At 51.0% G+C, this 13,327-nt stretch carries 9 protein-coding genes; 8 read left to right on the top strand and 1 reads right to left on the bottom strand.

From position 1 onward, the window contains the following. Positions 1–6: 6 nt before the first annotated feature. Complete coding sequence (locus GPL15_RS08230) at positions 7–687, bottom strand: helix-turn-helix transcriptional regulator (RefSeq protein ID WP_215697854.1); 681 nt, start codon at positions 685–687, stop codon at positions 7–9. Positions 688–929: 242 nt separating this feature from the next. Here GPL15_RS08230 and ssnA point away from each other — a divergent pair, with 242 nt between their 5' ends. From ssnA to GPL15_RS08190, 8 genes are all read left to right on the top strand, one after another. Continuing rightward, complete coding sequence (gene ssnA, locus GPL15_RS08225) at positions 930–2,264, top strand: putative aminohydrolase SsnA (RefSeq protein WP_215697853.1); 1,335 nt, start codon at positions 930–932, stop codon at positions 2,262–2,264. Positions 2,265–2,323: 59 nt separating this feature from the next. After that, positions 2,324–5,311, top strand: coding sequence for a putative selenate reductase subunit YgfK (gene ygfK / locus GPL15_RS08220; protein ID WP_215697851.1), 2,988 nt, complete (start codon positions 2,324–2,326; stop codon positions 5,309–5,311). 26 nt (positions 5,312–5,337) lie between these two features. Beyond that, positions 5,338–7,896, top strand: a complete 2,559-nt coding sequence (gene xdh, locus GPL15_RS08215; RefSeq protein ID WP_215697849.1) for a selenium-dependent xanthine dehydrogenase — start codon at positions 5,338–5,340, stop codon at positions 7,894–7,896. Positions 7,897–7,928: 32 nt separating this feature from the next. Further along, positions 7,929–9,311 carry a dihydropyrimidinase gene (gene hydA, locus GPL15_RS08210; RefSeq protein ID WP_215697847.1) on the top strand — a complete coding sequence of 461 codons (1,383 nt, stop codon included), beginning with the start codon at positions 7,929–7,931 and terminating at the stop codon, positions 9,309–9,311. Positions 9,312–9,414: 103 nt separating this feature from the next. After that, the gene (yqeC, locus tag GPL15_RS08205) at positions 9,415–10,770 is read left to right on the top strand and encodes a selenium cofactor biosynthesis protein YqeC (protein ID WP_215697844.1); all 1,356 of its coding nucleotides are present in this window, start codon (positions 9,415–9,417) and stop codon (positions 10,768–10,770) included. Next, positions 10,745–11,764, top strand: coding sequence for an XdhC/CoxI family protein (locus tag GPL15_RS08200; protein WP_215697841.1), 1,020 nt, complete (start codon positions 10,745–10,747; stop codon positions 11,762–11,764). Before yqeC ends, GPL15_RS08200 begins: the two co-directional genes overlap by 26 nt. Positions 11,765–11,777: 13 nt before the next feature. Next, positions 11,778–12,149, top strand: a complete 372-nt coding sequence (locus GPL15_RS08195; protein WP_252198202.1) for a LysR family transcriptional regulator — start codon at positions 11,778–11,780, stop codon at positions 12,147–12,149. Between the two features lie 137 nt (positions 12,150–12,286). Further along, complete coding sequence (locus GPL15_RS08190; protein WP_215697838.1) at positions 12,287–13,324, top strand: molybdopterin-binding protein; 1,038 nt, start codon at positions 12,287–12,289, stop codon at positions 13,322–13,324. The last annotated feature ends 3 nt before the right edge of the window (positions 13,325–13,327 follow it).

The raw sequence follows: 13,327 nt of genomic DNA, 5'->3' as shown, positions 1-13,327 counted from the left end.
CCTAAATTAATCATGCTGCGTGGTGCTTTTAGCCGTCTCTGCGGCCTGAGCCTGTTTGATGGAATCCAGATAACTGTATAAGGTGAATTTTGAAATACCGAAGTAGTTGGACACCTTATCACCCGACTTTGTGATTAAGAACGCTCCGGCGTCATTCAGATACCGGACCGCAGCCACTTTGTCATCCTTGCTCATGAGAGCCACCGGTTTTCCAACCAATGCCACCGACTGTTCCAATAAGGTATCCAGCAGGTCGTTGACATTGTGGGTGATCTTCTTAGGCTGCTCTTTGGAGTTCTCCGTTTCGGTTGAAATGAGAGAACGGAGGGCCGTATCAATGGTGAGAAGACCGGTGATGTCATAGTTGAGTGAAAATATGTATTCTACGTCGTTATTTGCACCCCTGATATACATGGTACTGGATTTTAAAATCCTGCCGTTATCTGTCTTAGTCAGATAGGCCAGACGATCTTCCAAGAGTTTCGGATCCTTGTTTAAGGTCTCCAGAACGATGCCGGAGGGACCGTCGCCTACGGAACGGTTGGTGATGTTTCCGTTTTCAATGTAGACGATGGAGCTTTCGATGTTTTTCTTGGTGAGATCGTGGATTACTATTTCACATGCGCTGCCGAATTGGGTGGCAACTCCATGTGCGATCTGAATCAGCAGATCCAATGGGTAACTCATACTGATACTCCCTTTCGCGAAATGTTATCATACTCCCATCATAGCATATAAAAATTAAAAATCAATACTTTTTCTAAAAATTTTTTAGGTAAACTCAAAAATTTTTCAAATGTGTCTTGCATTTCTTATTTATTAATGTTAGACTGTAGACATAAGGCAATATGTAGTTTGCGCTGCCGTTTCGGGGAAGGGCGGTTGTGCATAATATCCAATATCATTATATGAGCAAAGGAGAATAAAACATGCTGGTAATAGGCAATGGAAGAATGATAACAAGAGATGACAGCAATCCGTTTGTGGAATGCGGAGCGGTTGCGATAGATGGGAACACGATCGTAAAAGTGGGTTCCTTAGATGAGGTAAAACAGGCTTATCCCGATGCGGAATACATCGACGCCAGGGGCGGAGTGATCATGCCTTCATTTATTAATGTACATGAGCACATCTACAGCGCGTTCGCCAGAGGATTGAGCATCAGCGGATACGATCCCCACGGATTTTTAGACATCCTGGACGGGATGTGGTGGACCATCGACCGCCACCTGACCCTGGATCAGACATATTTAAGCGCCATGGCGACGTATATCGATTCCATTAAGAACGGAGTGACTACCGTCTTCGACCACCACGCCAGTTTCGGACACATAGAAGGGTCCTTATTTCGCATAGAGGAAGCGGCAAAAGAGACCGGAATCCGGTCCTGCCTCTGCTATGAGATCTCCGACCGTGACGGAAAGGATAAGGCGAAGGCTTCTGTTAAGGAAAACGTGGATTTCATCAAACACGCCCAGGCGGACGACAGCGATATGATAGCCGGAATGATGGGAATGCATGCTTCCTTTACGATTTCCGACGAAACCATGGAATTATGTGCGGCCAGCAAACCGGAAGGCGTGGGATACCACATCCATGTGGCGGAGGGGATCGAAGACCTTCACCAGTGTTTAAGCGCCCACGGCAAACGGATCATCGACCGTCTGATGGACTGCGGTATATTAGGAGAGAAAACCTTAGCGGCCCACTGCATTTACGTGAACAAGCACGAGATGGAGCTTTTAAAGGAAACGGATACCATGGTTGTACATAATCCGGAATCCAACATGGGCAATGCCTGCGGATGCCCGCCCACCATGGAAATCTTCCATACAGGCGTGCTGACCGGACTTGGAACAGACGGTTATACCCACGATATGACAGAATCTTATAAGGTGGCCAATGTGCTCCACAAACATCACTTGTGCAACGCCAACGCGGCCTGGAGCGAGGTTCCGGCCATGCTGTTTGAGGGAAATGCGAAGATCGCCAACCGTTACTTTAAAAAGCCTCTGGGCGTATTGAAAGAAGGAGCGGCGGCGGATGTGATTGTAACCGATTATATCCCTCTGACACCCATGAACGCAGGGAATGTGAACAGCCATATCCTGTTCGGAATGACGGGACGGAGCGTCGTTACCACAGTAGCCAACGGTAAAGTGCTGATGAAAGACAGAATCCTCACCTGCATCGATGAAGAAAAGGTGATGGCGGACTGCCGCCAGGCTGCCGCTGAGCTGGCGAAATCGATCAACAGCAGATAGGAACATCAGATAGGAATAAGAGACGATTCATTTATATATATAATTAGGAGGAAAGAACCATGTCAGACAGAATGACCCCAATGCCATTTTCCCAACTGGTACAGTGGATACTTGAGGAAGAAAAGAATAGAGGAACTGTGTTTGGAGTTCACAAACCATATGCGGCGAAGGAAGAGAATAACCGTGCAATTTTCGGAAGAAATTTAGAGACGCCCGTAGGCCCGGCCGCCGGCCCCCATACCCAGCTGGCCCAGAACATTACCGCTTCTTATTATGCGGGAAGCCGTTTCTTCGAATTAAAGACCGTGCAGATCATCGACGGTGAGGACCTGCCGGTAAATAAACCGTGTATTCTGGCGGATGACGAGTGCTATAACTGTGAATGGTCCACCGAATTATACGTGCCCCAGGCTCAGGCGGAATACATTAAAGCCTGGTTCCTGCTTCATGTGATGGCTAAGGAATTCGGCCTTGGAGCAGCGGACGGATTCCAGTTCAACATGAGCGTCGGATACGACCTGGAAGGAATCAAATCACCGAAGATCAACCGTTTTATCGAATCCATGAAGGATGCGAAGGATACGGAAGAGTTCAAGGCCTGTAAACAGTACCTGTTAGACCATGTGGATTCCTTTAAGAATGTGACCGCAGAAGATATCGAAGGCATTTCTTCTAATATATGTAACTCGGCAACCCTTTCCACCCTGCACGGATGCCCTCCCCAGGAGATCGAAAGAATCGCCGTATATCTGATCACTGAGAAGGGATTACATACATTTATCAAATGCAATCCGACCCTTCTCGGATATGAGTTCGCGAGAAAGACCATGGACGCCATGGGTTATGACTATGTGGCCTTCGGCGATTTCCATTTCCTGGATGATTTGCAGTACGAAGACGCTGTCCCCATGTTAAAACGTCTGATGGCTCTGGCTGCAGAGAAGAACCTGGAATTCGGCGTGAAGATCACCAATACCTTCCCGGTAGACGTAAAACAGCAGGAACTGCCCAGCGAAGAGATGTATATGTCAGGAAAATCCCTGTTCCCATTGTCCATTTCTTTAGCGGCAAAGCTTTCTAAGGAATTTGACGGAAAACTGCGGATTTCCTATTCAGGCGGCGCGGATTACTTCAATATTAAACGGATCGTGGACGCGGGAATCTGGCCGGTTACCGTGGCTACCACCCTGTTAAAGCCGGGCGGATACCAGAGGCTGGTGCAGCTGGCGGAGCAGACTGAGGAGAAAGACACTGTATTTGCAGGCGTTGATGTGGAGAAGGTTTCGAAACTGGCAGAGGACGCCATCACAGATGAGCACCATGTAAAAGCCGTGAAGCCCCTTCCGTCCAGAAAGATGAAAAAACAGGTTCCCCTTACGGACTGTTTCGAAGCGCCTTGTAAAGAGGGCTGCCCGATTCATCAGGATATCACCGCTTATATGCAGCTGGCCGGAGAAGGAAAGTTTGAGGAAGCCCTGAAAGTGATCACAGAGAAGAATCCCCTTCCATTTATCACAGGCACCATCTGCGCACATAACTGTATGAGCAAATGTACCAGAAACTTCTATGAAGAGCCGGTACACATCAGAGACGTGAAGCTGACCGCGGCAGAAGGCGGATTTGACGCCCTTATAAAGACCATTAAAAAGCCTCAGGTTTCCTATGATAAAAAGGCGGCAGTGATCGGCGGAGGCCCTGCAGGTCTGGCAGCAGCGTTCTTCTTAACGAGAGAAGGAATGGAAGTTACCTTATTTGAACAGAAAGACAGCCTGGGCGGCGTGATCCGCCACGTGATTCCGGGATTCAGAATCTCCGGCGAAGCCATTTCAAAAGATGTGGAGCTGGTTTCCGCTTACGGCATGAATGTGAAGCTGAACACGAAAGTGACCGATCTGGATGAAGTGAAGAACCAGGGATTTGATTATGTGATCCTGGCTGCAGGCGCCAGCAAACCCGGCGTGCTCACACTGGAATCCGGCGAAACCGTGAACGCCCTGGATTTCCTGGCTGAATTCAAGGCCAAGGACGGGGCTGTGGATATCGGCAAGAACGTAGTTGTAATCGGCGGAGGAAATACCGCTATGGATACGGCCAGAGCAGCCAAGAGAACAAAAGGAGTGGAACACGTATACCTGGTATACCGCAGAACCAAACGCTATATGCCTGCCGATGAGGAAGAACTTGTGATGGCAGTGGAAGACGGCGTGGAATTCAAAGAGCTTCTGGCTCCAAAGCGGCTGGAAAATGGCTCCTTAATCTGTGATGTGATGGAACTTTCCGAGATGGACGCATCCGGCAGAAGAGGGGTAAAAGCTACCGGTGAAACCGCTGCAGTTCCGGCCGATACAGTGATCGGAGCGGTCGGCGAGCAGGTTCCAACGGAATTTTATAAGGCCAACGGAATCAACGTGACCGAGCGGGGCAAAGCCATGGTGAACCAGGATACCCTGGAGAGCAGCCGGAAAGGCGTTTACGTGGTGGGCGACGGCCTGTACGGACCGGCTACCGTGGTAGAAGGCATCCGCGACGCGAAGAAGGCGGCCGAGGCCATTTTGGCAAAATCTGTTGCCAAAGACTACAGCGAACAGGCCGATATGGCGGATATTTACGGAAGACGGGGCGTCCTTTTGGAGAAGCAGGATGGAAAAGCCGAATCCGGCAGATGTTTAACCTGTTCTTCTGTCTGCGAAAACTGCGTGGAAGTTTGTCCCAACAGGGCCAACCTTTCCATCACAGTTCCGGGCATGGAGAAACACCAGATCATCCATGTGGATTATATGTGCAATGAATGCGGCAACTGCAAGAGCTTCTGTCCATATGACAGCGCGCCTTATCTGGATAAATTCACCTTATTTGCCAATGAAGCGGATATGGAGAACAGCAAAAACCAGGGATTCGTTGTGCTGGATAAAGATGCAGTGAGCTGCAAAGTCAGATATCTGGGCAGCATCCTGACCTTTAAGGCAGGGGAAGCTTCCGATCTTCCGGAAGGGCTTGTTAAGATTATGGAAACTGTGTGTAAAGACTATTCCTATTTATTAGGTTGAAAATGAGATGGAAAGCGGGTGCGGGAATGTACACCTTATTGATTAATGGAAAACAGGTACAGGTGGAAGAGGACAGAAAGCTGATCGACGTCCTCAGGAATGACTGTCATTTAAAGTCCGTAAAGGACGGATGCAGCGAAGGAGCCTGCGGCACTTGTACCGTCCTGGTGGACGGCAAGCCGGTGAAGGCCTGTGTACAGAAGGTATCGAAGTTTGAAGGGAAATCCATCGTGACGGTGGAGGGCCTTGGCGAACGGGAAAAAGAAGTGTTTGTTTATGCATTTGGAGAAGCGGGAGCCGTACAGTGCGGCTTCTGCATCCCGGGAATGGTCATCTGCGGAAAGGCCCTGATCGACCAGAATCCTGATCCCACCAGGGATGAGGCGGCGTTTGCCATCAGGAACAATATCTGCCGCTGTACCGGTTATAAGAAGATCATCGACGGAATCCTGCTGGCGGCTAAGATTTTACGAGAGGGCACGCCGGTGGAGAGAAAGACCATAAGCGGCGTGGGACAGAGGGCCCACCGGATCGACGTGGAAGAAAAGGTGCTGGGCCGCGGCGAGTACGTGGATGATATGGAAGTGGAAGGCATGATCTACGGAAGCGCCCTCCGGGCCGCTTATCCCAGGGCCACGGTGGTTTCCATCGACACATCCAAAGCAAAAGCCCTGCCCGGCGTGCGCGCTGTGGTGACGGCTGAGGATGTTCCGGGAAGCGTGAAGGTAGGCCATCTGAAACAGGACTGGGATACTCTGATTCCTGTGGGAGAGCATACCCGGTATTTAGGCGACGCGGTCTGCCTGGTTGCGGCGGATACGCCGGAACTGGTGGAAGAGGCGAAAAAGCTGGTGGAAGTGGTATACGAAGAACTTCCGGCTGTATTTGATCCGATGGAGGCCATGAAAGAGGGGGCTCCGCTGGTACATAAAGAGGGCAATATTCTGGCTCATGAACATTTGGTCCGGGGAAATGCGGACGAAGCCATCAGGAATTCGGCCCATGTGGTGACAAAGCAGTATTTCACCCCGTTTACGGAACATGCATTCCTGGAACCGGAGTGCGCGGTTGCCATCGTGGACAGGGAAAAGGGAGAAGCGGTCATCTATTCTTCCGACCAGGGCACTTACGATACCCAGAGGGAGTGTTCCAAGATGCTGGGATATCCCATGGAAAAGGTGCATGTGATCAACAAGCTGGTGGGCGGCGGCTTCGGCGGAAAAGAAGATATGTCGGTGCAGCACCATGCGGCTCTGCTGTCATACCATACGGGACTTCCGGTGAAGGTGAAGCTGACCAGGAAAGAGAGCATTTTAGTTCATCCCAAGCGCCACCCGGCCTGGATGGAATTTACAACCGCCTGTGATGAAAATGGTTATCTGACCGGCATGAAAGCCAAAGTGATTACGGATACGGGCGCATACGCTTCGCTGGGCGGCCCTGTCCTTCAAAGGCTCTGCACCCATGCGGCAGGCCCATATAATTACCAGAACATTGAAATCGACGGAACGGCCGTTTATACGGATAATCCGCCTGCCGGGGCCTTCAGAGGGTTCGGCGTAACCCAGAGCTGTTTTGCCACGGAATGCAACCTGGACGCGCTGGCTGAGGAAGTGGGAATCTCCGCCTGGGAGATTCGCTGCCGCAACGCCATCCGGCCGGGACAGGAACTGCCCAACGGCCAGATCGCGGCTCCGGGAACCGCTTTGGTGGAAACCTTAGAGGCTGTAAAAGAGGTTTATGAAAATCATCCGAGAGCCGGTATCGCCTGCGCTATGAAGAATGCAGGCGTAGGCGTGGGGCTTCCCGACTGGGGACGCTGCCGTCTGACCATTGAAGACGGAAAAGTCTATATCAGATCCGGCGCATCCTGTATCGGACAGGGACTTGGAACCGTTTTGGAGCAGATTTGCTGTGAGACTACGGGCTTAAAAGAAGAGGATATCGTCTATGTGGCCGCAGAAACCAATTTAGCGCCTGATTCAGGAACCACTTCGGGTTCCCGTCAGACTTTGATTACCGGGGAAGCGGTAAGGCTGGCGTCTCTGGACATTAAAAAGGACATGGAAACCCATTCTCTAAACGAGTTAAACGGCAGGGAATACAAAGGAGAATATCTGGCGGCCACCGATCCTATGGGAAGCCCCAAGAAGAACCCGGTATCCCATGTGGCTTACGGATACGCCACCCAGGTCGTTCTTTTGGATGAAAATGGAAAAGTGGAAAAGGTGGTGGCAGCCCACGATGTAGGAAAGGCCATCAACCCGTTGTCTGTAGAAGGACAGATCGAGGGCGGAGTTGTGATGAGCCTGGGATATGCCCTGACGGAGGATTTCCCGCTGGATCATGGAAAACCGTTAGCCAAGTTCGGCACCCTGGGCCTGTTCCGGGCGGATAAGACGCCGGATGTGGAAAGCATTATTGTAGAAAAGAACAAGGATTCCCTGGCTTACGGGGCAGTGGGAATCGGTGAGATCACTTCAATCCCGACTGCACCGGCAGTACAGAACGCGTATTACAGATTTGACGGCAGATTCAGAACCAGTCTGCCGCTGGAGGGAACCCCATATAGCAAGAAGAAATAAAGAGTTCTGATGAATTGGAAGGAAGTGGCGATATGAAACGATTACTGAAGGGCGGCACCGTTGTCATGGAAACTTACCATGAGAAACTGGATGTGCTGATGGACGATGAGAGCGGAACCATCTGCCGGGTGGCGGAAGGAATTGTTCCGGAAGAGGGGACGGAGGTTGTGGATGTGACCGGGAAACTGCTGTTTCCGGGCTTCATCGACGCCCATACCCATTTTGACTTAGAGGTGTCCGGCACGGTAACTGCCGATGACTTTGAAACAGGAACCAAAGCGGCCATTGCAGGCGGCACCACCATGATTATCGATTTTGCGACCCAGAACAAGGGGGAAACCCTTCATGAAGCGCTGGCGAACTGGCATAAGAAGGCGGACGGAAAGAGTTCCTGTGACTATGGATTTCATATGGCCATTTCCGACTGGAATGAGGAGATCAGCCGGGAACTGGAAGAGCTGGTGAACGGAGGAATTACCTCTTTTAAAGTGTACATGACTTACGATAATATGGTTCTGGACGATAAAGAGATTTACCAGGTGCTGAAACGGTTAAAGGAAGTGGGAGGCATCACCGGCGTTCACTGTGAAAACTCGGGGCTCATAAAGGCCCTGATTGAAGAGCAGAAGGCCAAGGGAAATCTTATCCCTTCCGCCCACCCGAAGACCAGGCCTGATCTGGTGGAAGCGGAGGCGGTCAGCCGTCTGCTGAAAATCGCTGATCTGGCCAAAGCGCCTGTGATCGTGGTGCATCTCAGTTCGGGAGCCGGTTATCAGGAAGTGAAATACGCCAGGGAGCGGGGGCAGGAAGTGTATCTGGAAACATGTCCCCAGTATCTACTGATGGACGACAGCTATTATGACAGGCCGGATTTTGAAGGGGCCAAATATGTCTGCTCCCCGCCTCTTAGGAAGACCACGGACCAGACCAGGCTGTGGAACGCCCTGCGCAAGAACAACATCCAGACAGTTTCCACCGACCACTGCAGCTTTACGATGAAGCAGAAGGAAGCGGGTATCGATGATTTTACGAAGATTCCAAACGGCATGCCGGGAGTGGAAAGCCGCCCTGTGCTGTTTTATACTTACGGTGTGCTGGAAAAGGATCTTACCCTGGAACAGATGTGCCGCATGCTTTCGGCCAATCCGGCAAAACTTTATGGCGTATATCCTGAGAAAGGGTGTATAAAAGAGGGGAGTCATGCCGATATTGTAGTATGGGACCCGGATGCGGTCTGGGTGATGACCAAAGAAAACCAACATGCCAACACGGATTATTGTCCGTTTGAAGGCACTGAGGTGAAAGGGATTGCGGGCCAGGTTTATTTAAGAGGTGAACTGGCGGCTGAGAACGGCGTAATATGTAAAGAGCATAAGGGAACCTATGTAAAACGAAGGAAATATATTCAGTTTTAGAGATGAGTTATAGTTAGCCGGTTCGTCTGCCGTGAGGCACATGAGGCATACGAGACACGCTCTATCAGGCAGACGTGGAAACCGGCACAGCAGGAGCGGACAAATGGAAATACTGGAATTAAACTTGAAACAGACGGAAGAAATTTACAACACTCATATGAAGCGTGATTTCCCGGAAAATGAGATCCGCCCGTGGAAGTGGTTTTTATCCATGTGGGAAAAGGGGCATTATCTGGGGCTGGGGCTCTATGAGGGCGGCGGACTGAGGGCCTACGGCTTTTTCGTGCAAAAACATGGGTTTCCTTACGTTCTGCTGGATTACCTTGCGGTTTGTGAGGCGTTTCGAAGCGGAGGATACGGAAGCAGGTTCCTGGAACTGATGAGGGAATATTTTTCCGGTATGGAAGGAATTATGCTGGAATGCGAAACCGTTTCGGCGGCGGAAAATAAGGAGGAATATTTGACCCGCCAAAGGCGTATAAATTTCTATATGCGCTGCGGCGCGTTGTATACCGGAGCGGGCTGCCGCATGTTTGGAGTAGATTTCACCATTTTACTGTATCCTGTGAAACAGGAGAAACCGGGGGAAACGCCGGTTTGCTCCATTATGGATGAATTATATCATGTGATGTACACGCCGAAGGCTTACCGGGAAAAGGTGAGCCTTTGGCTGGATATGAGCGGCGAAGGACTTTTAGCTGCCTTAGGGCTTGAAAAACGGGTACCCGGGGTCATTTCCCTGGTGGGCGGAGGCGGAAAGACCACCGTCATGTATGAACTGGCTAAAGAGCTGGAACGCATGGGAAAACGGGTGATTGTGACCACCAGCACCCATATCCGCAGGCCGGATGGATATCAGACTGTAATCGGAGACCGGGCGGAGGTTTTGGACCGGGTGGTCTGGGATTCCGGGATTCTGGCTGCCGGGCAGGAAGCGGAAGGCGGAAAACTGAAGGGAATGCCGCTGGAAGAGATTGGAAAGCTGAAATCCTATTGCGATGTGCTTTTGATCGAGGCGGATGGGGCCAAAGGGCTGCCGCTTAAAGTCCCGGCGGGGCACGAGCCTGTGATCATTCCTGAGACTGAGATGGTAATCGCCTGCGCGGGTCTGGACTGTATCGGAAGGCCGGTGAAAGATATCTGCTTTCGGGTGGAAGAGACCTGTAAGCTGCTGGGAAAGAAGCCGGAGGAGCTCATTTCTCCCCGGGATGCGGCCCTCATCCTGTGTTCAAAACAGGGAAGCCAAAAGGCGGTGGAAGGCCGGGAATACAGGATCGTGCTCAACAAAGCGGACGATGGGGAGAGAAAACGGATGGCAGAACAGATTATCGGCCATTGCAGGAAGGAATACAGCGGAATTACCGCAGTAACAGCATTTGAACAAGGAAAAATGGCTCTGGCATTGAAGTTTGGGCCATGGAAAGGAGATCAGGATGAATGCATATCAGGAGATAACTAGACGGCTGGAACAGGGGCCGATTTACCTTTTTACCGTGGTATCCGGGTCTTCGCTGGGAGAAAAAGTGATCTTACAGGACGGGGAATTCATTTCCCTGAATTCGGGAATGGACCAGTTCTGGAGCGCGGCGGTCATGCTGGCCGATTTAACCCTCTGCCCTTATCAGTATGAAGCTTTCGGGGAGCAGATTTTCGTGGAACGCATGGTTCAGGAACCGGAGTTAGTCATCTGCGGAGGCGGCCATATTTCCCAGGAGCTGGCTTTTATGGCGGATTACCTGGAATATCCCTATACGGTTTTAGACGACAGGGAGGAATTTGCCAACCGTGAGCGTTTTCCAAAGGCAAAGGAGTGCATCTGCCGGGATTTTAAGGAGACATTGGAACAGAGGGTATTCTCTCCCAATGCCTATTACGTGATTGTGACCCGGGGGCATGCGGCGGATTTGGAGTGCCTGGAGCTGGTTTTAAAGCGCCCTTACGGATATGTGGGCATGATTGGCAGCAGGGGAAAAGTGAAAAAGACCATGGATGCCCTGAAAGAGAAGGGATTTTCGCAGGAGCAGCTGGATGAGGTTCATGCGCCCATCGGCCTGCCCATCGGAGGGGAAACGCCCAGAGAGATCGCAATCAGCATTATTGCCCAGTTGATCCAGAGGAAGAACGCTGACCATCCGGCCAGCTACATAGAGAATGGAATGAGGGAAGTTTTGGAACAGGAGAGCAGCGGTCCCAGAATGCTTCTCAGGATTATTGGAAAAAGGGGATCTGCCCCCAGAGGGATCGGAAGCCGGATGATCGTATTTACGGATGGAAATTTATGTGGCACCATTGGCGGAGGTATGATAGAATATAAGGCAGTGGAACATGCAGCCGATCTGCTGGCCCGGGGAGTGGAAAAAGAGGTAAAGACTTACCGTCTGAATACGGAAACGGCCGGAGCCCTTGGTATGTGGTGCGGCGGCGAAGTGGATATATTGTTTGAATCCTGCTGACAGGATGGAGGAAATGATGGAAGACGGTACGTTTAAGTTTCATATGCGTCTTCGCGTATACAGGGAAGAGCGCAATTTTGGCCCGGGAGTTTCCACTCTTATGAAGCTGGTGAAGGAAACTTCTTCTTTATCGGCCGCCTGTAAGGAGATGAACATGTCTTATTCAAAGGCGTGGAAGATCATCCGGAATGCGGAGCAGGACCTGGGTTTTCAATTGATGGAAGGAACCAGAGGCGGCGAAAGCGGCGGGGGGACGGTGCTCACGGAAAAAGGCGAGGAGTTTTTGAACCGTTACCTGGAATTCCAGGAGGAAACCCAGAAGGCGGCGGAAGAGATTTTCGGCCGGATATTTAAAAGGGCAGAAGGCGAAAACGGCGGTTTTTAGGGCTGGCCGTACACAGAGGCGGGAGTTCCGCAGGAGGAACTCTTTTCATTTCATTTGGATATTCTTACTTGAAAATAACGAATGCGCTGAGGAGGTTAGAGCGTGTGTGAAAAAACGCTTTAACATGGAGGATTAACATGAAAGAAATTCGCACAGAGGATGCAGTTGGACAGGTGTTGTGCCATGATATTACACAGATTATACCGGGAGTGGTGAAGGACGCCAGGTTCCGGAAGGGGCATGTGGTTACGAAAGAGGATATACCGGTCCTTCTGTCCCTGGGAAAAGAACATCTCTATATCTGGGAAAATGACGAAACCATGTATCATGAAAATGAAGCGGCGGAAATATTGTATGAGCTGTGCCGCAATGATTTCATGAACCGGAGTGAGGTAAAAGAAGGTAAAATTGAATTATCGGCAGCCGTTGACGGCCTGCTTAAAATAGATACGGAACTGCTGGATAAGATCAACAGTCTGGGAGATATGATGATCGCATCCCGCCACCCCAACACTCCGGTGAAAAAGGGGGACAAGATCTGCGGCACCCGGATCATTCCGCTGGTGATTAAAAAGGAAAAGATGGAACAGGCCAGGGCCGCATGTGAAGGCAGGCCCATATTCACCCTCCTTCCCTATAATAAGAAAAAAGTGGGGATAGTGACCACCGGAAGCGAAGTGTTCCATGGAAGGATTGAAGATAAATTCGGACCTGTGCTGGTGAAAAAGGCGGAGGAATACGGATGTGAGATATTGGGGCAGACCCTGACGGACGATAACCCGGAACATACCACAAAAGCGGTTTTGGACTTCATCGCCAAGGGAGCCGATCTGGTGCTGTGCAGCGGAGGAATGAGCGTGGACCCGGATGACAAGACGCCGCTGGCCATCAAGAATACGGGAGCGGAGGTTGTGACTTACGGAGCGCCGGTGCTGCCTGGCGCCATGTTCATGCTGGCCTATGCCAAAGGGGACGGACAGAAACGGATTCCGGTGGCAGGCCTTCCCGGCTGTGTGATGTATGCAAAACGCACGATTTTCGATCTGGTGCTGCCAAGGCTTCTGGCTGACGATCCGGTGACCAAAGAGGAAATCGACAGGCTGGGCAGAGGCGGCCTTTGCTTAAACTGTGAAATCTGTACTTATCCCAACTGCGGATTTGGAAAAGGATGGTAAAGG

It is taken from the genome of Clostridium sp. MCC353 (assembly GCF_018785315.1).
GTDB lineage: Bacteria > Bacillota > Clostridia > Lachnospirales > Lachnospiraceae > CHH4-2.
The sequence above is the reverse complement of the archived record's forward strand: the minus strand, read 5'-3'. Positions and strand labels throughout refer to the sequence as shown.

What these genes read in the sequence shown, in the direction of transcription:
- GPL15_RS08230 (WP_215697854.1), bottom strand. Translation starts at nt 687, where the DNA reads ATGAGTTACCCATTGGATCTGCTGATTCAGATCGCACATGGAGTTGCC.
- ssnA (WP_215697853.1), top strand. Translation starts at nt 930, where the DNA reads ATGCTGGTAATAGGCAATGGAAGAATGATAACAAGAGATGACAGCAAT.
- ygfK (WP_215697851.1), top strand. Translation starts at nt 2,324, where the DNA reads ATGTCAGACAGAATGACCCCAATGCCATTTTCCCAACTGGTACAGTGG.
- xdh (WP_215697849.1), top strand. Translation starts at nt 5,338, where the DNA reads ATGTACACCTTATTGATTAATGGAAAACAGGTACAGGTGGAAGAGGAC.
- hydA (WP_215697847.1), top strand. Translation starts at nt 7,929, where the DNA reads ATGAAACGATTACTGAAGGGCGGCACCGTTGTCATGGAAACTTACCAT.
- yqeC (WP_215697844.1), top strand. Translation starts at nt 9,415, where the DNA reads ATGGAAATACTGGAATTAAACTTGAAACAGACGGAAGAAATTTACAAC.
- GPL15_RS08200 (WP_215697841.1), top strand. Translation starts at nt 10,745, where the DNA reads ATGAATGCATATCAGGAGATAACTAGACGGCTGGAACAGGGGCCGATT.
- GPL15_RS08195 (WP_252198202.1), top strand. Translation starts at nt 11,778, where the DNA reads ATGATGGAAGACGGTACGTTTAAGTTTCATATGCGTCTTCGCGTATAC.
- GPL15_RS08190 (WP_215697838.1), top strand. Translation starts at nt 12,287, where the DNA reads ATGAAAGAAATTCGCACAGAGGATGCAGTTGGACAGGTGTTGTGCCAT.